General features: G+C 39.1%; 16 protein-coding genes. All 16 read left to right on the top strand.

Annotated elements, in window-relative coordinates; translation table 11 throughout:
- Positions 1 to 6: 6 nt before the first annotated feature.
- Positions 7 to 1,350 carry an ABC transporter ATP-binding protein gene (locus BVG16_RS17880; protein WP_078500219.1) on the top strand — a complete coding sequence of 448 codons (1,344 nt, stop codon included), beginning with the start codon at positions 7 to 9 and terminating at the stop codon, positions 1,348 to 1,350.
- A 204-nt stretch (positions 1,351 to 1,554) separates the two neighbouring features.
- A complete protein-coding gene (locus BVG16_RS17875) occupies positions 1,555 to 1,944 on the top strand; it encodes a hypothetical protein (protein WP_078500217.1) in 390 nt (129 codons plus the stop codon).
- 1 nt (position 1,945) lies between these two features.
- Positions 1,946 to 3,679 carry a glycosyltransferase family 4 protein gene (locus BVG16_RS17870; RefSeq protein WP_078500215.1) on the top strand — a complete coding sequence of 578 codons (1,734 nt, stop codon included), beginning with the start codon at positions 1,946 to 1,948 and terminating at the stop codon, positions 3,677 to 3,679.
- 6 nt (positions 3,680 to 3,685) lie between these two features.
- Complete coding sequence (locus BVG16_RS17865; protein WP_078500213.1) at positions 3,686 to 5,884, top strand: glycosyltransferase; 2,199 nt, start codon at positions 3,686 to 3,688, stop codon at positions 5,882 to 5,884.
- A gap of 175 nt (positions 5,885 to 6,059) precedes the next feature.
- Positions 6,060 to 6,968 carry an NAD-dependent epimerase/dehydratase family protein gene (locus BVG16_RS17860; RefSeq protein WP_078500211.1) on the top strand — a complete coding sequence of 303 codons (909 nt, stop codon included), beginning with the start codon at positions 6,060 to 6,062 and terminating at the stop codon, positions 6,966 to 6,968.
- A gap of 34 nt (positions 6,969 to 7,002) precedes the next feature.
- On the top strand, positions 7,003 to 8,016 hold the full coding sequence (galE, locus tag BVG16_RS17855) for a UDP-glucose 4-epimerase GalE (protein ID WP_078500209.1): 1,014 nt from the start codon (positions 7,003 to 7,005) through the stop codon (positions 8,014 to 8,016).
- Between the two features lie 529 nt (positions 8,017 to 8,545).
- Positions 8,546 to 9,094, top strand: coding sequence for a dTDP-4-dehydrorhamnose 3,5-epimerase (gene rfbC / locus BVG16_RS17850; RefSeq protein ID WP_078500207.1), 549 nt, complete (start codon positions 8,546 to 8,548; stop codon positions 9,092 to 9,094).
- 13 nt (positions 9,095 to 9,107) lie between these two features.
- Positions 9,108 to 10,124: a dTDP-glucose 4,6-dehydratase gene (gene rfbB, locus BVG16_RS17845; protein ID WP_078500205.1), complete on the top strand. Its 1,017-nt coding sequence runs from the start codon at positions 9,108 to 9,110 to the stop codon at positions 10,122 to 10,124.
- 1 nt (position 10,125) lies between these two features.
- Complete coding sequence (gene rfbD, locus BVG16_RS17840; RefSeq protein ID WP_078500202.1) at positions 10,126 to 10,974, top strand: dTDP-4-dehydrorhamnose reductase; 849 nt, start codon at positions 10,126 to 10,128, stop codon at positions 10,972 to 10,974.
- 10 nt (positions 10,975 to 10,984) lie between these two features.
- On the top strand, positions 10,985 to 11,908 hold the full coding sequence (locus BVG16_RS17835) for a glycosyltransferase family 2 protein (protein ID WP_078500200.1): 924 nt from the start codon (positions 10,985 to 10,987) through the stop codon (positions 11,906 to 11,908).
- A gap of 123 nt (positions 11,909 to 12,031) precedes the next feature.
- A complete protein-coding gene (locus BVG16_RS17830) occupies positions 12,032 to 12,898 on the top strand; it encodes a glycosyltransferase family 2 protein (RefSeq protein ID WP_078500198.1) in 867 nt (288 codons plus the stop codon).
- Between the two features lie 33 nt (positions 12,899 to 12,931).
- The gene (locus BVG16_RS17825; RefSeq protein WP_078500196.1) at positions 12,932 to 14,341 is read left to right on the top strand and encodes an undecaprenyl-phosphate glucose phosphotransferase; all 1,410 of its coding nucleotides are present in this window, start codon (positions 12,932 to 12,934) and stop codon (positions 14,339 to 14,341) included.
- A 313-nt stretch (positions 14,342 to 14,654) separates the two neighbouring features.
- The gene (locus tag BVG16_RS17820; RefSeq protein WP_144027422.1) at positions 14,655 to 15,203 is read left to right on the top strand and encodes an ECF-type riboflavin transporter substrate-binding protein; all 549 of its coding nucleotides are present in this window, start codon (positions 14,655 to 14,657) and stop codon (positions 15,201 to 15,203) included.
- Between the two features lie 9 nt (positions 15,204 to 15,212).
- On the top strand, positions 15,213 to 16,910 hold the full coding sequence (locus BVG16_RS17815; RefSeq protein ID WP_078500192.1) for an ABC transporter ATP-binding protein: 1,698 nt from the start codon (positions 15,213 to 15,215) through the stop codon (positions 16,908 to 16,910).
- Complete coding sequence (locus BVG16_RS17810; protein WP_078500190.1) at positions 16,903 to 17,730, top strand: energy-coupling factor transporter transmembrane component T family protein; 828 nt, start codon at positions 16,903 to 16,905, stop codon at positions 17,728 to 17,730. Before BVG16_RS17815 ends, BVG16_RS17810 begins: the two co-directional genes overlap by 8 nt.
- 272 nt (positions 17,731 to 18,002) lie before the next feature.
- Positions 18,003 to 18,689, top strand: a complete 687-nt coding sequence (gene pcrB, locus BVG16_RS17805) for a heptaprenylglyceryl phosphate synthase (protein WP_078500672.1) — start codon at positions 18,003 to 18,005, stop codon at positions 18,687 to 18,689.
- Positions 18,690 to 18,693: the final 4 nt, after the last annotated feature.

The following is an 18,693-nucleotide window of genomic DNA, read 5'->3' as shown; positions in this document are numbered from 1 at the left end:
GAATGTATGGGAAATGAAATAATAAAGGTAAGTAATGTATCTAAATTGTATAAGATGTACAATCAGCCTACAGATCGTTTAAAGGAAGCACTGAACTTTCACAATAAAACCTATCATAAAGAGTTTCATGCACTTACTGATATTAGTTTTACAATCTCTAAAGGTGAAAATGTTGGTATTATTGGTAAAAATGGTTCTGGAAAATCCACATTATTGAAGATTATAACGGGAATTGTCCAACCTAATACGGGGAATGTTGAAGTATTTGGGCGAGTCTCAGCTATATTGGAGCTAGGCTCAGGTTTTAATCCTGAATATTCTGGGATTGAGAACATTTTTTCATACGGAATGATTATGGGGATTACAAGAAAAGAAATGGAATTGAAGCTAGATGAAATTATAGAATTTGCTGATTTAGGAGAATTCATTCATCAAGCTGTAAAAACATATTCGAGCGGTATGTATGCAAGACTAGCTTTTTCTGTTGCAATTAATATTAATCCCGATTTATTAATTGTTGATGAGGCATTATCTGTTGGTGACATGGGTTTTCAACATAAATGCATGAATAAAATGAAAGAATTGATAGATCAGGGAGTCACTGTTCTTTTTGTTAGCCATGATACTTTTGCTGTGAAAAGTCTGTGTAGCCGATGCATCTACCTTGAACAAGGAAATATAAAATCTGATGGAAGCTCAGTCGAAGTTACTGATTTATATTTGATGGATACGCGTAAAAAGATTTATACTGCTGAAGCGGGAGATATCAGCTCAATCAATCAAATGATTTCCACACGGATGGATCAAACCACAGACGACGAATTGGTTGAAGTTGAATCTGTTGGAAATGATGTGATTGTTGAAGATGAAGGGCATTCTAAGAACTATGAGCATATGCGTTATGGCACTGGAGATGTTCGTATCAGAAACGTGACTATGAAGAATGAACAAGGCGAAGAGTCGGATCATTTTAATTATGGAGAAATTATGAATATTGAGATTGAACTCCAATCCAATAAAGAAATAAAAAATCTAAATTGTTGTATTCGAATAAGGGATAAGAATGGAATCGACGTTACAGGAACAACAACATTTGAGGAAGATCTGAAATTCCCAGTAATAAAAAAAGGAGAGAAGATAATCGTATCATTTAAATCTCCTAATTTATTGAAACACGATATGGCTTTTAGTGTAGGCATATCAATTAATGACACTCGTAATATAGCGGACCAAGCAATTCTAGATCATATAGATTTGGCGTATACCTTTAAAAGTGTCTATAATCCCAAACGTCCTGTCTGGTATATGTATTACCAAAATTACGATATAAACTATACGATCATCAAATAATAATTTGTACCATAGAAAGATAGATTTTTAAGTGTTACTGCGATCCAGAGTCTTATTTTGTTTCTATAATATGTTTTTGGTGAAAAATAGATCTGAGGTGACTTCTATGTGGATAGGAAGGGTAAACATAGTGAGTGATTTTAATTTATGATCTATTGTAATGTAAAGTCGCATTAAATCATTGCTGAGGGGGCGAATAGAATTTTGAACGTAATGGTCAATGAAAGGGAAATCATCAAAGTAAGAGTAGGAGAAGATCAGAATAAGGGTTCAAATGGGAGCGAGGTTTGGATTTATCATATATCCTCAGATGAAATTACTGGTATTGATCTACATAAAATTAAAAAAGATAAGAAATGGTTAAGTCGAGCAGAGAAAATTTCTCCAATGGGTACTTGTCTAATCGCAAGTGAGGGCGGAGCTGAACTTGAATTTGAGATCATCGGGGAAGAGCTTCGTCTAAAGTGTTTATCGCATCCGTGGAGTGGGAATATTGAAATTATCAAAAATGGCACTGCGTTTTTAACCGTTGATTTGTATAGTAATAAACAAAAAGTCATTGATATTATTATCAATTTAAAGGAAGTAGATTAAAGTGAATATTTGTTTGGTTTCTCGAGAACTATATCCTTTTCAAAAAGCAGGTATTGGTGTATATATTCATAACTTATCGGAGTCGTTAGCTCTAAATGGTCATCATGTATTCATCATAACTTCAAAAGAGAACCAAACGGAATATGCTCTTTCAGAGAGGAAAGTCGAACCCTGTATAACTATTTTAGGGGTCGATATAAGCTTAGAATCACAATACTTAGAGTATAACTTTGCTTATTCTCTCAGTGTGTTTCATACACTGGATAGGTTAGTTGAGGAAGTTAATATTGACATTGTTGAGTTTGCAGATTACTTTGGAGAATCTTTTTTTTCAGTATTAAATAAAAAAGTAAAAGGTAATTTCAGCGATATCCCATTTGTGATGAAGTTACACACACCAACGTATGAATGTAATATCTTTAATCGATTAGAAGAACCTTCGAATATCATTACTCAACAAGAGGATTATACAATAAGACATATTGATTATATCTACGCCATTAGTGGTTTTCTGAAGAATGTTATTCAATACCGATTGAACAGATCGAATATTCAAGTTGTTTATAATATGATAAAAAATCCTCCAAAGACCGACTTTACAGCAGATACTAACTTAAAAGATTGTGGTAAGTATGTGTTATATGTAGGTCGTTTGGAAGAGAGAAAAGGTATAGATTTATTCGTAAAAGCAGCAGTTGAATATTTACAAAAAAACAGTACTGAAGTTAAGTTTATTATAGTTGGAAAAGATATAGCCAATCTTAGAAGTAATAGAATGGTAAAAGATGAATTGATGGAATTAATACCGAGTACTCTCCATTCGTTTTTTGAGTGGAAAAACCCTATACCACAAGAATATTTGATTGATTACTATAAGAAAGCTTTAGTTAGTATATTTCCATCAAGATTTGAAGGGTTTGGAAATGTATGTGTGGAAGCGATGGCCATGGGCTCTCCTGTAATTGTTAGTGATAATACAGCAATGATAGAAATAATTGAAGCTGGGAAATATGGGGTTTCTTTTAAAAATAATGATGAGTATGATTTGTATGAAAAGTTAGTGCAAGTTTTACAGGACGAGGATAAGCAAAAACGGTTAAGCCAACTGTCGAAAGAGAGAGCAGCTTTCTTTTCACCGTCAAATTTGTACCCTAAGCAAATTCAATATTACTCTGATGTAATTGAGCATTATAAAACATATAAGCAGCAGGATACAGAATCAATAGTAGAAGATGCATTACTTAGAAATATAGATAAAGTTCAAGTCTTTTATTCGGAAATTCAAAGATTGACCACATCGTGGGAGCAATTGGCTAAAAACAATCAAGAATATATAGATGAAATTAAAAAATTAGATCAAGAGTGTAAGAGGGTCCTCGGTGAATGGAAAGGCGGGGTTCACACCATTGAATTTCTTAATAGAGAAATAAAAAAAAGGGATTTTGAAAATAAACGTATACTAGATGAATGGCAGAAAGTTATTGAACAAAAAAACAACAGCATGCTTAAAATAGAAATGTTACTGCAGGATGGGCTCAATTCACAGCATGTTATTGCATTAAAAAATAAAGATATTGAAGGGCAGAACAGTAAAATTGCAAGCCTTCAATCACAATTGGAACAGATTTCATTGCAATTAGAGAGAAAAACGATAGAGTTAGATGAGGTTCATCAACAATTGCAAAGTAAGAAGTTCTTATTACGCAGATTACTGACAAGAATGAGAGGGAAATGATTAATAATGAAAATTTGGTATTTAACAAGTGAATATCCACCGGACTTTGGTGGTGGAATTTCTATGTATATAGAACAAGTAGCCGCAATGTTTGCACGACAAAAACATGAAGTAACGGTAATTGTTAGAGACCCGAAGGGAAATGCAATTGAGTATCCTGAGAAAAATCTTCGAGTAGTTCGTTTTCAACATATGCAAGGCCCTCAATATCAATACTTAGGATATTGGGCAGCCTTAGCATTTGAGTATGCAGAAGAGACATTAGACTTGATAGATAGAGACGAAGACTCACCAGATATAATTGAAGTTCAGGATTACAACGCTATTGGGTATTATTTATTACAAAAGAAATATTTAAAAGACCCACGGCTCGAAAACACTAAAATTGTAGTCCATTTGCATACGCCAACATTCGAGCTTGCGAGAATTAATCAATTACCAAGATACGAATTTCCAACATATTGGATCGGGCAAATGGAGAAATTCTGTATCAATGCTGCGGATGCAATAGTGACCCAAAGTGAATTTTTGAAAAGTAAAATTCAACCATACGCTCCGCATAAAGAAATTAATGTTATACCATTGCCTTACTCGATTCAAGATGATCCTGTATGGAAAGCAGAATGCTCTTATGGGACCGATATTCTGTATATGGGGCGAAGTGAATTTAGAAAAGGTGTTATTCAGTTAATTAAAGGAATGGAAAAATTATGGCTTCAGGGGCACCATTATACTTTAACTATGCTGGGTGGAGATACGTATTTTCATCCGAGAGGGACTATGCTGGGTGAGTGGTTAAAGAAAAAGTATGCTAGATGGGTTCAGGAAGGGAAACTTGTGTTTAAAGATACAGTCCCCCCCCAGCAGTTAAATAATGAATTAAAGAATGCTAGAGTTGCAGTCATTCCTTCATTATATGAAAACTATCCATATAATTGTATTATTGCTATGAGTACAGGAACTCCAGTTATTGTATCTCGTACAGGTGGACAAGCTGAGATGGTTGATGTCCATGGACGAAGTGGTTACATTTTCGATTGGGATCAGGATGATGACTTTGAGTCCAAGATGCTAGAACTTTTACAGAAAAATAATAATGAACTACAAGAACTCGGAGAAAAAGGATACGAACGAATTCGAAATTTATGCAATATAGATGAAAATTATCAAAAACGCTCGCAATTGTATGAAATAACATTACAACAGAAAAATAGTCAAAAGTACCCCACTAGCCAGTCAATACCTCGAAAATCGGAAATTACACAACGTATAAATAGTGAGAAAGATTTATTATCGATTGTGATTCCATATTATAATTTAGCTGATTACCTAATGGAAACATTAGAAAGTGCTTTGAATATCACATATAAATCTTATGAAATTGTTATTATTAACGATGGCTCGTCTGATCTTAAAGCTATAGAATTGCTAAATGATATACGGAAAAAGAATAACACGAAAATACGTATTATTGATATTGAAAATGGTGGACTTGCTAATGCTAGAAATGTGGGAGCGACACATGCTAAAGGAGAGTTTTTAGCTTTTCTAGATGCTGATGATATTATAAAGCCAGAGTTTTATGGAAAAGCAATTGACCTATTAAAAACTTATAATAATATTTCATTTGTGTATAGTTGGGTTGAGTTTTTTGGAGCAAGAACAGGGATATGGCCTACATTCAATACGGAATTTCCATATTTATTAGGTATGAATCAATTGACAGCATTTGTAGTGGTGCGAAGAGAAGATTTTATCAACTTTGGATGGAATCGTTCGATTATGGAATATGGCTTAGAAGATTTTGAAGGATGGGTAACCATGTGCGAAAATGGTTGTTCAGGAATAAGCATTCCGGAACCTTTAGTTCAATATCGAGTAAGACCAGAATCAATGTCGAGACAATTTAATCGTGACATGCTTATTTATTTGTTAGATACATTATCTTTACACCATCCAAAGTTATATCATGAACATGGGTTGGAAATATATAATTTACTTGTAGCCAATGGTCCAGGATATTTGTGGAATAACCCCACATTTGCACACCCACCTGTAGAATATCATGCTGGTCAGCAACAAGTCGGAGAAATTCAGAATGATAATGTTGTGAAATATGAATTGATGAGAGTAGCAAATTCAAGATGGGGTAATCGATTTATTAGAGCATTCTTCAAGCTAAAGTTGAATAGAATATTTAAGTAATATAACTAATAACTAATATAACTAATTCCCCCTGTATGGGGGAATTGCGTTTTTTACTCGTTCCAAGTCATAAGATCCTTTTTGGATAATGGAATGTCATTACCTTAATAATGGCTCTTTTTTTATGTATAGACATTTAGACGATTCGAATATTAAAAGCAAAGGTTGTGTTTCTGTGAATGTATTAGTATTAGGTGGGTCCGGATTTATAGGATCAAATTTATGTGAGACGCTTGTACAACTTGGGCATCATGTAAAGATTATGGATAGATCAATGAAAAAAACAGATTTTAATTTTACTCAGATTGAATTTATTGAAGCAGATTTTACTCAGATTGAAGATTTTAAACCAATTTTACAAGGAATTGATATTATATATCATTTAATTAGCACAACAGTACCTGCCACCTCTAATGTGAACAAAATATATGATATTTCATCAAATGTATGCTCAACAATTCAACTATTGGACGCTTGTGTACAGACAGGAGTGAAAAAAATTATTTTTCTATCGTCTGGAGGAACAATTTATGGCCAAACTGAAGTGAACTTGATTCCTGAAGAGCATCCAACGAACCCTATATGTTCTTATGGGATTCAAAAACTTACAATAGAAAAATATCTATACTATTATAACCATGAATATGGGCTTGATTATCATATTATTAGACTTGCCAACCCCTATGGGAAAGGGCAAATAGGGAAAAATGGGCAGGGAGTTATCCCAATTTTTATTCGTAAAATTATGAATAATGAAGAAATTCAAATTTGGGGAGATGGATCCACTACGAGAGATTATATTTATATTGATGATGCGACACAAGCATTATGTATGCTGTTAGAATATAAAGGTGATTGCAAATTATATAATTTAGGATCGGGGCAAGGGGTGTCATTATTAGATATTGTTAATTGTATTTCTGAGGTAGTAAATATACAGGCGAAAATTCGATTTATGGAAGCAAGAAGTATCGATGTAAAATCAAATGTGTTGGATATTTCAAAAATTACAAAAGAGCTTCATTGGGAACCACGGAAAAAATTAAAAGACGGTATATATCAAATGTATTTAGATATTAAGTAGGATTGAGTACAATTAATTAGATTGGAGTTTGAGTATGAGGATTTTAGTGACCGGTGGTACAGGTTATATTGGAAGTCATACTTGTGTGGAATTACTACAAGCTGGCTATGAAATAGTTGTCATTGATAATTATTCGAATTCTAAACCAGAAGTAATTGAAAAAATAAAAGAAATCACAAATAATGATTTTGTATTTTATGAGGGAGATGTAAGAAATAAAGATATACTCGAAAAGATATTTATAGAAAATTCTATTGATGGAGTAATACATTTCGCTGGTCTAAAAGCGGTTGGTGAGTCGGTTAGGATTCCATTGGATTACTACAGTAATAACATAGAGGGTTCACTTATACTATTAGAAGTAATGAGGGATTTTAATGTTAAAAAATTTGTTTTCAGTTCTTCCGCTACTGTTTATGGTGATCCTTATACAGTTCCAATCAAAGAAGAGTTTGCAACAAAAGCGTTGAATCCTTATGGAAACACAAAATTAATGTTGGAAAATATACTTAATGATCTATGTCTATCAGACAATAGCTGGAGTATTGCATTACTACGTTATTTTAATCCAACAGGAGCTCATAGTAGTTGTTTAATTGGTGAAAATCCAAATGGAGTGCCAAATAATTTGTTTCCTTATATAGCAAAAGTTGCGCTAGGGGAAATAGAATGTTTGAAAATTTATGGAAATGATTATGATACGAAAGATGGAACAGGTGTAAGAGATTATATTCACGTAGTAGATTTGAGTCAAGGCCATATAAAAGCTCTAGAAAAAGTTATCAATAGTACAGGCATTAATGCCTATAATTTAGGAACAGGTACTGGCTATAGTGTGTTAGATGTAGTGAATACTTTTGAGAAAGTTAGCGAAAGAAAAATACCATATCAAATTCATTCAAGGCGTTCAGGAGATATTGCGCAGTGTTATGCGGATACTAGAAAAGCAAAAGAAGAACTTGATTGGGTTGCCGAAAAGGGCATAGAAGAGATGTGTAGGGATTCGTGGAATTTTGTTCTGAAGAATATATTGGTTACTAAGTTCTAAATGATGATTTATTATTCTTCCAGATAGCAATAAGAGTATTTTGCACAATCATTATTTACCGTAATAGAACTGAATTATAAGTGAACTACTAATGATGGCTGTCAAGGCTTTGTTCAAGTAAGTTCTCGAGTGGATAATGTCTTCTAGTTACCTTATCCAATAAAAAGCTTGAACATAGTAGATCTAGTCTCAATTTGGTTGCGAATAGTCTTTTTATGAAGACGTCTAATGTTGAGAAAGGAATAAAGAAATATTCGTCGATCCACGTATAATACAATCTAGGTTAACCTGTTAGTTAACATAGGCACATAAGTCTATCAATGATTCAAATCAATTTTTCTGGAGTTTATTTCTCGATCCTTTAATGCAATAATAGCTGATTTTGGAGTTGATCCTGATTTTTAGTCCTATCCAAGTTATAATTGATCTTTATCATGTATAATAATGTGGTATGAGTAGTATAAGATTCGTAAAACAAGCTTCCCACAGAGGGACTTTTTATGAGGAAAGCCAAATATAGAGGTGGCATATGAACGTAATTGATACAAAACTTCAAGGTGTAAGAATAATAGAACCAGCTCTTCATGTGGATCACCGAGGGTTTTTTTTAGAAATATATAACACTAAAATATATCGAACATATAATATTGAATATCAGTTTGTGCAAGATAATCATTCTTTATCAAAAGAACAGGGCGTTATTCGTGGCTTACACTACCAGGTAAGTCCACATTCGCAGGCGAAACTAATTTATGTCCTTGCAGGTTCCATCTACGATGTGGTCGTAGATATCCGTAGAAACTCACAGACTTTTGGCCATTGGATCGGTGTTCATTTGAGTGCAGAAAACAAGCGTCAATTGCTTGTACCTCATGGCTTCGCCCATGGCTTCTGTACAACAGAGCCCAATACGGAAGTTCTCTATAAAGTAGATAAACTCTACTCCCCTGAACATGATCGGGGTATTCTATGGAATGATCCTGCGCTAGGTATTGATTGGCCAACGGATCAACCGATTCTATCAGATAAAGACACGAAACATCCGTTATTACGCGATGCAGACATCAATTTTGAGTGAGGGGGAGCCAGTGTTGAAGTTATTGGTTACAGGCGGTGCCGGGTTTATCGGAAGTAACTTTGTAATTTACATGGTGAATAAGTATCCAGAGTATCAGATTATCAATCTAGATGCTCTAACGTATGCAGGGAACTTAGAAAACTTGAAGAGTATTGAGAATCAACCGAATTATACTTTTGTAAAAGGCGATATCGCTGACGCTAAAAAAGTAGATGAGATATTTCAGCAAGGCGTTGATATTGTAGTTAACTTTGCAGCGGAATCCCATGTGGATCGCAGTATTTTGGATCCAGGCATTTTCGTACAAACGAATGTCATGGGTACCCAGGTATTGCTCGAGGCAGCGCGTAAATATAATGTACAGAAATATGTTCAAATCTCAACGGATGAAGTGTACGGAACACTTGGTGATACAGGCATGTTCTCGGAAACCACACCACTTGCACCGAACAGTCCATATTCGGCAAGTAAAACAGGTGGAGATCTGCTTGTTCGTGCATATCATGAGACTTATGGGATGAACGTAAATATTACACGCTGTTCGAACAACTATGGTCTTTATCATTTCCCAGAGAAATTAATCCCATTAATGATATCAAATGCTCTCAATGATAAGCAGCTTCCTGTATATGGAGACGGATTAAATGTCCGTGACTGGCTGTATGTTGAAGATCATTGCAGTGCGATCGATCTGGTCATTCATAACGGTAAAAGCGGTGAAGTATACAACGTTGGTGGTAACAATGAACGGACGAATATCCAAATTGTCGAGACGATTCTTGAAGCGCTAGATAAACCTAAATCACTGATTACTTACGTAGCAGATCGTCTGGGCCATGACCGCCGTTATGCTATTGATGCGACGAAGATTCGCACAGAATTGGGATGGCAACCGAAGTATCATTTTGAGTCGGGAATCAAGAAGACGATTCAATGGTATCTGGACAATAAAGACTGGTGGACGCGGATTCAATCAGGGGCTTATCAAGAATACTACGCCAAGCAATATGGCGAGCTCCTGGGTGAGTAGTATGAAGATCCTTGTTACGGGTGCAAATGGCCAGTTGGGTCAGGATGTTGTTCGTATTTTTACGGAAAAGGGACACGATGTGCTCGCCTGTTCCCGCCAGGATTTAGATATTACAAATCAACTGAAATGTGAGTCCATTATCCTTGCTTACCAACCTAATGCTATCATCCACTGCGCAGCCTACACAGCAGTAGATGCAGCGGAGTCGGATGAAGACGGGGCATATCTCGTAAATACAGTCGGTAGTCGTAATATTGCAGTAGCCGCTGAAAAGGTCGGAGCTAAAGTATGCTATATTAGCACGGATTACGTGTTTGATGGCAATTCAACAGTGGCTTACCGTGAATATGATAATACGGACCCGCAGACAGTTTACGGGAAATCAAAACGAGCAGGGGAACATCTTGTTCAAACCTTATCATCGAAATACTATATTGTTCGTACTTCTTGGGTATATGGGGCACACGGTAATAACTTTGTAAAAACAATGTTGAAACTGGGCGCAGAGAAGCCATCTCTCCAAGTAGTTCATGATCAAGTGGGATCACCAACGTATACAGTTGATTTAGCTTACTTTCTTGAGGAACTGATTCAGACGGAGTATTATGGTATCTATCATGCTTCGAATATAGATTCCTGTTCGTGGTATGAGTTCGCACAAGCAATATTCGAGGAGGCAGATTTAAAGCTTGAATTATTGCCGTGCACAACAGAACAATTTCCGCGTCCAGCTCCAAGACCAAGTAACTCTGTGATGGATCATCTATCTATCCGAACGAATGGTCTTCGTGATTTACGTCCGTGGAGAGAAGCATTGAAGGAATTCATTTCAGAATTTGCAACGAAATAAGGAGTTTCTTATGAGAACAGTTAGTGTTCATATTGTTACTTATAATAGCGCGAATGATATCATAGACTGCTTGGATGGCGTATTCAAGCAGTCTTACCCTATTCAACAAATCATTGTTGTAGATAATGCATCCCATGATAACATCCGGGAGGTGCTGCAACCGTACAATGACCGGGTACATATTATCTTTAACACGGAGAATCTTGGATTTGCTCCAGGCCATAACCAAGCCATGCGCATATCGCAAGCTGATTATTTTCTTGTTCTCAACCCAGATGTTACATTAGATCGTGAATATGTAGCGAGACTTGTAAATTCTAGCGAACAAAACCCTAAGATAGGGAGTGCAACAGGACGTCTATTACTAAAATCCAACCCACACATCATTGATAGTACAGGTCTTGTCATGAATCGCGCAAGAAGAGCATTCGACCGTGGTGCAGGAGAACCATCGGATCTCTGGAACGGTTCTGGAGAAGTATTCGGCGTATCTGGCGCTGCGGCACTCTATTCAAGAGATATGGTAGAAGATATCAGCATTGAAGGGCAATTTTATGATGAATCCTTTTTTGCTTATAAAGAGGATGTAGATGTTGCCTGGCGTGCACAAAATTACGGATGGATATCCTATTACAATGCGGATGCTATTGCATATCATGAGCGTGGTTGGAAAAAAGGTTCACGTAACCAACAGCCCTTATTCATTCGGCAATACTCTTATATTAATCGCTATAAAATGATATATAAAAATGATTCACGGAGAAATTTATTTCGCAATTTGATCCAGATCCTGCCTTTTGAAATAGCTAGTGTAGGTTATGCCTTATTACGAGATCCCAAGGTACTTCGATCGTGGGTAAGCTTTTATCGAGAACTACCTGCATTACGTCATAAAAAGAATATCATCCAAAACAAGACTAATTCCGACATCTAACAATTCCCCACTAAAGTCAATTCTTTATCAAGACTTTAACGGGTTAACACTGTTAAATACGGAATCTAGTCTTTTTCTATGCTATAATGGCAAGAGCAACTCTCGACAGATGGGAGAAAGGTAATGGACTTAAGTATTATTATCCTTAACTACAATACTCGACAATTAACGCTAGATTGCTTGCAATCTGTTTATTCTTCGATAACTAAATTTAGCTACGAAGTGATCATCATCGATAATCATTCCAAGGATGACTCGGTACAACACTTTCAACAACAGTATCCGATGGCCACTCTCATAGCGAATGAAGATAATGTAGGTTTCTCTCGGGCTAACAATCAAGGCATCCGAATCGCCCAAGGTCGATATATTTTATTATTGAATTCCGATACCATTGTGGAACCAGACACGTTAGATATTATGATACGGTTTATGGATGAACAACCAAACGTTGGAGCTTCCGGTTGCAAAGTGGTACTGCCTGACGGTTCACTCGACAAAGCCTGTCGTCGCGGCTTTCCTACGCCGTCGGCTTCGTTTTATTATGCTTTCGGATTTTCAAAGTTGTTCCCGAACAACCCACGGTTTAACCAATATCAACTAGGTTATCTAAGTTCAGACGAATCTTATCCCATTGACTGTCTCGTGGGCGCATTCATGCTCGTACGGCGTGAAGCCATCGATCAAGTCGGCATGTTAGACGAAGAGTTTTTCATGTATGGAGAAGACATCGACTGGTGTTACAGAATCAAAGAAGCAGGCTGGCAGATTTACTATTACGCGGAGACGAAGATCACGCATTACAAAGGTGCGAGCAGCCGTCGCAAGCCATACAAGATCATCTACGAATTCCACCGTGCCATGTACTTGTTCCACCGCAAGCATTACCGGAAAAAGTACGCGATCTTAACGAATGGATTGGTGTACATAGGGATATTTGTGAAATTTATGATGTCGCTCGTCAAAAATAAAATGCTGCGCAAGGGCTGACATCCTTGAACTTATTGAATTTGAGGTGAAACTATGCTGCGTAAGAACCAACGCTTTCTCACGCAACTTTATATCATAGCGGACTTTTTCGCGATCCAGATCATGTTCCTGATGGCCTACTGGATGAAATTTCAGAGTGGTTGGATGCAGCATGAATCGCCATTGCCGATCTCCCAATATTTCAAATGGAGTTTAGTGTATGGTGCCATCGCGGTGGTCATCGGTATGATGAGCAGCTTCTATTCGCCGAAGCGGAAGAAGCGGTTTATAGATGACCTTTTCCGTATTTTCCAGGTGCATGCGATCAGCTTGTTCGTGCTATTAAGTTTGCTTTTCTATTTCAAAGCTGTACACATCTCGCGTGAATACCTTGCGATATACATGGTGGGCAACGTAGTGGCCATTATGCTCTACCGTTTCGTCATCAAACGCATGCTCCAGCACTTCCGGGAAAAAGGCTACAACAAACAATTCGTGCTCATTCTCGGCGCTGGCTCACTTGGCAAGCGATTCTACAAGAACTTGCTGCAGCATCCCGAAATGGGATATGAGGTCCTCGGTTTCCTTGATGATCAGTGCGATGAAATCGATGAACAGTTCGGCAAGCGATATAAGCCTATTCTCGGTACACTGGATGACCTTGCGGCAACTATCGAACAGAAGCCCATCGACGAGGTCATTATTGCTTTGCCGCTGGAGGCGCATCATAAGTTCCCAACCATCATTAATGCCTGTGAAAAAGCGGGTGTAAGAACGCTCATTATTCCGGATTTCTTCGACTACTTGCCGGCGAGGCCGACATTTGATAACTTCGCGGGCATGCCGCTCATCAACGTGCGGGACATTCCGCTCGATCTGATGAGTAATCGTATTCTCAAGAGAGCCTTCGACATTGCCTTTGCACTCTTCGCGATCGTTCTGACGTCACCTGTCTTACTCATTGCGGCGCTTGGCATCAAGCTATCATCGCCAGGCCCGATTATTTTCAAGCAGGAACGGGTGGGGTTGAACCGCCGGAACTTTATGATGTTCAAGTTTCGATCTATGCGGGTACAGGCTCAAGGCTCATCGGATACGAAGTGGACGACGGAGAATGATCCGCGGAAGACGAAGTTCGGTTCGTTCCTTCGCAAAACAAGCCTAGATGAGCTGCCGCAATTTTTTAATGTACTGCTGGGTCATATGAGTATTGTAGGTCCGCGACCGGAACGTCCTTTTTTCGTGGATCAGTTTAAGGAAGAAATACCGAAATACATGGTTAAGCACCATGTTCGTCCCGGCATTACGGGATGGGCACAAAGTAATGGTCTGCGCGGGGATACATCGATCGAGGAACGCATTCGCTATGATATCTTTTATATTGAGAATTGGTCGATTCTCCTGGACGTGAAGATCATTTGGAAGACAGTCATTAACGGATTTATCAATAAAAACGCGTATTAACGCATCCCAAACTCCCGATACTAGAGAGATCTCAGTAAAGGGAGTTTTCTTATGCCAAATCACGATTCACAAGATTATGAGAGCAATCCTGGCCGAGGCTGGCTTATTGGCGGAGGGCTAGGATTCATCCTTTGGGTTCTTTTTATCTTTTTCATCCATTTAATATTTAAATAAATGCCAGTTATACAATTTTTAACCCCTCTAAACTCATAGGAATTATTTTGATATTTATATTGAAAGAACAGGACTTTTGATTTAGTATAAGCTTATTAATAGGTGAGAGGGGAAAATTGGTTCGATGAATCAAAAGTCTATTTTCAATTTCAGCACACTCGTTGTCGTGGCAATCGGGATTGGGGCAGCGTTGTATGGCTTTTTAGGATTTTTTGGTTTTACGGTTGGACCGCAAACATGGGTGAAGCCGGCCATTGCTTTCTTGACAATTTTTGGTGCTTTATTTGGTCCTATCGTAGGATTATTAATCGGCCTGATTGGTCATGTGATCACGGATTTAATCTCCGGCGGTATCGTATGGTGGGGTTGGGCGTTCGGATCCGCATTGATCGGTTTGTTCAGCGGTTTCGTATTTATGAACAAAGACTTTAATGTCAAAGCAGGTTCTTATGCGAAGAAACACATTTATCAAATATTAATTTACGGACTCATAGGTTGTATCGTGGGAATTGGAGAAGCGACACTCTTCGATATCTTCATAATGGGCGAGCCGGTAGATAAAATGGCCGTTCAATTCTGGGGGGCAGTACTTGCGAATATCGCGACTGTGACTGTTCTGGGATTGCCTATCGTCCTTGCGATCTTACGTGTGAATAAGAAAAGCTCGAACCTTACGATCGAGAAATAGGAGTACAGCATGATATCTTTTCATAACTTTAGCTTTCAATATCAGAAATTAACCGAGCCGACGTTGCGGAATATCAACTTAGATATCCGACCCGGCGAGAAAATATTAATTGCCGGCCCCAGCGGCTCAGGCAAATCGACATTAGCCCATTGTATCAATGGGCTGATTCCATTTACGTATGAAGGTAAGCTCGAAGGTACGATGACGCTTCATGGGGAGAGCACCACCGGGAAGAGCATATTCGAGATCAGTCAATCCGTAGGCACGATTCTACAGGATTTAGACGGTCAGTTCATCGGCTTGTCGGTCGGTGAGGATGTTGCGTTCTCGTTCGAAAATGACGGGGTACCGCGTGCACAGATGAAGCAAGAGGTTGAGCGTGCGCTAACGACGGTCAACATGTTGGATTATATCGATCAGAGTCCACATGATTTATCCGGCGGTCAAAAGCAGCGTGTATCTCTCGCAGGCATTTTATCTACGCAGGCCGACATCTTGCTCTTCGATGAACCGTTAGCGAATCTCGATCCTGCGAGCGGCAAGCAAGCGATGAAAATGATCGACGACATTCATCAGCAGACGAATAAGACGATTATTATTATCGAACATCGGATTGAGGACGTGTTGGAGCAGCTGATAGATCGGATTGTTGTCATGAGCGAGGGTGAGATTCAAGCGATCGGAACACCGGATGAGATTCTATCTTCAGACATCCTTCGGAAGCACGGATTGCGCGAACCACTCTATATTGAAGCGTTAAAATATGCAGGCTGCGAGCTTTCCGCTGCTGATGAGCTCACACAGTTACATCATATCAACGTTCCTAAGTTCGAAAATGCTCTAACTTCCTGGTATAACGCAGGAACCGCATCCACATCGTCACCAAGCAAACAGCCATTATTAGATGTACAAAATGTTCGTTTTTCCTATGATGGGGAGCATGAAGTCATTCGGGGTGTATCTTTTCAAGTGCAAACTGGAGAAATTGTGGCATTGCTTGGGAACAACGGTGCGGGCAAATCGACGTTAAGTCATTTGATTATGGGCATCGTGCGTCAATCCTCTGGCGAGATTCGCTTACAGGGTGAGGAAATTCGCAATTGGAGCATTCGTAAGCGCGGGGAGCAAATCGGTTATGTGATGCAGAACCCGAACCAGATGATTACGCAGCACATGATATGGGACGAAGTCGCACTGGGCTTAACGATACGTGGGGTCTCAAAAGAAACCATCGATGCGAAGGTCGAGCACATTCTTCGGATCTGCGGATTATATCCTTACCGTAATTGGCCGATTTCAGCGCTTAGCTACGGGCAGAAGAAGCGGGTAACCATTGCCGCGGTGCTTGCGATGGAGCCGAAGCTGATTATTTTGGACGAACCCACGGCAGGACAAGATTACAAGCATTATACGGAGTTTATGGAGTTTATCGCAGAGCTGGCGCGCACGGGGTTATCGTTTATTTTTATCACACATGATATGCATTTGGCGCTCGAATACACGGATTCCGCAGTTGTCATTTCCGGCGGGGAAGTGATCGCGAATGACAAGGTGGCTAGCGTACTTACGAATGCAGAAGTCATTGAACGGGCGAATTTAAAAGAGACTTCATTATCGGTGTTAGCACGAGTGATCGGACTTCCTTCTGCCGAAGGGTTTGTGCAGCATTTTATTAATTATGAAAAACAGGTGAAGCATCATGAGTAAGATGGGGACATTATATGCACCCGGCAATTCCATTTTTCATCGTATGGACGGCAGTGTGAAGATGCTTCTGTTCGCGGCATGGACGATTGCGACATTCCTATTTCTAGACTTGCGCGTATTTGTTGTGATGCTCTTGGTCGGTTTAGGACTCCTGTTATCCGCCAAAATACCATTTCGCAGGATCCGTGTTATTTTTTGGGTGATGATCGTCTTTAACGTATTTAATACAGCTTTTATTCTTCTTATTACACCGACCTACGGATCAGAGCTAACAGGAACAAGTACACCGGTACTGAATATCGGTTATAACACGATCAATTTGGAGACGTTGTTCTATGTACTGACACTGACAACCAAATACATTACGTTGCTGCCGATCAGTTTACTCTTTATTTTTACCACGCATCCCAGCCAGTTCGCGAGCAGCTTAAATCGCATTGGGATTCCTTATAAAATCGCCTATGCGGTGAACATCGCGTTTCGCTATATTCCGGACATTCAGTCGGAGTTCCGCAGTATTACGAATTCGATGCAAATGCGCGGCATTGGGTTTCGCAAAGGGGATGCCCCCTTCATCCAACGTGTCAAAAATGTGACGTCCATCGCCTTCCCGATGTTGTACTCCTCCCTTCAACGGATTGAGGTTGTATCGAATGCGATGGAGCTGCGCGGCTTTGGCAAGCATCGTCGCCGGACATGGTACCATATGGAGAAATATCAAGGGATCGATTATTTGGTTGGCACACTTAGTATTTTGTTGATCGCAGGTTCCATTTGGATGAAAGTAAGCGTGCTGAAGGGATTTTGGTATCCGTTATAGAAGAACTACAATGAAATAGAACGAAGAAATAGACCGCTGCCTTAGAAGGGTAAAGCGGTCTTTTTGTATGTTTTGAAAAGAATCTCGTCAGGATCACAGGTACGGCGTAAAATTCTTAATTTTTTTGAATAATTGGTTGAGAACATACATTCGCTTTGGTATCATTTAATAGTGCCTATTAAATTGACACAACCCTTTCAGTACCTTAGACTTATTCTGTTAGAGGTTAGGTTTCTATAACGGATGGAGGAACACCCGTGGGACAACAATTCATGCCGTGGAGGCACATGTTTAAGCTAGATCCAGAACGAACTATCAGCGATGAAGCGCTGGACAAGATCTGCATGTCCGGAACAGACGCAATCCTTGTCGGAGGTTCGACTGGCGTCACGTTCGATAATACTGTTGATTTATTGTCGCGAATTCGGCAATATGAAGTTCCTTGCGTATTGGAAGTATCCGATGAAGAGGCGGCTGTGCCGGGTTTTGATCATTATCTGATTCCGATGGTGTTGAATACGAAAAATTCAGATTGGCTTATTGGCCATCAGCAACGCGCGGTTCGCGAGTTCGGGAGCATGCTCCCTTGGGAGATGGTCTCCTCGGAAGGATATATCGTATTAAATGCGGATGCTACCGTTGCTAAACTAACGGAGGCGCTGACCGAGCTTGAAGCTTCGGATGTCATTGCCTATGCCCAAGTGGCGGATCGACTGATGCGATTGCCGATTGTGTACGTGGAATACAGCGGGACGTTTGGGGATATGGACTTAGTGCGTCAAGTTCGCAATAAGCTGCATCAAGCTCAGTTGTTCTATGGCGGGGGAATCACGAACCTAGAACAAGCGCGTCAAGCCGCAGCATCTGCAGACACTATTATTGTAGGTAACATTTTATATGATAACTTGGAGCAAGCCCTTCAGACCGTGGAAGCGGTCCGGGTGAATAATGAACGATAGATTG

Source organism: Paenibacillus selenitireducens, from assembly GCF_002021565.1.
Taxonomy (GTDB): domain Bacteria; phylum Bacillota; class Bacilli; order Paenibacillales; family Paenibacillaceae; genus Paenibacillus_K; species Paenibacillus_K selenitireducens.
This window is presented reverse-complemented; position numbering and strand designations above follow the sequence as displayed.

Coding starts and splice junctions, on each gene's coding strand:
- BVG16_RS17815 (WP_078500192.1), top strand. CDS start 15,213: ATGATATCTTTTCATAACTTTAGCTTTCAATATCAGAAATTAACCGAG.
- BVG16_RS17865 (WP_078500213.1), top strand. CDS start 3,686: ATGAAAATTTGGTATTTAACAAGTGAATATCCACCGGACTTTGGTGGT.
- rfbD (WP_078500202.1), top strand. CDS start 10,126: ATGAAGATCCTTGTTACGGGTGCAAATGGCCAGTTGGGTCAGGATGTT.
- pcrB (WP_078500672.1), top strand. CDS start 18,003: ATGCCGTGGAGGCACATGTTTAAGCTAGATCCAGAACGAACTATCAGC.
- BVG16_RS17835 (WP_078500200.1), top strand. CDS start 10,985: ATGAGAACAGTTAGTGTTCATATTGTTACTTATAATAGCGCGAATGAT.
- BVG16_RS17830 (WP_078500198.1), top strand. CDS start 12,032: ATGGACTTAAGTATTATTATCCTTAACTACAATACTCGACAATTAACG.
- BVG16_RS17880 (WP_078500219.1), top strand. CDS start 7: ATGGGAAATGAAATAATAAAGGTAAGTAATGTATCTAAATTGTATAAG.
- BVG16_RS17810 (WP_078500190.1), top strand. CDS start 16,903: ATGAGTAAGATGGGGACATTATATGCACCCGGCAATTCCATTTTTCAT.
- rfbC (WP_078500207.1), top strand. CDS start 8,546: ATGAACGTAATTGATACAAAACTTCAAGGTGTAAGAATAATAGAACCA.
- galE (WP_078500209.1), top strand. CDS start 7,003: ATGAGGATTTTAGTGACCGGTGGTACAGGTTATATTGGAAGTCATACT.
- BVG16_RS17825 (WP_078500196.1), top strand. CDS start 12,932: ATGCTGCGTAAGAACCAACGCTTTCTCACGCAACTTTATATCATAGCG.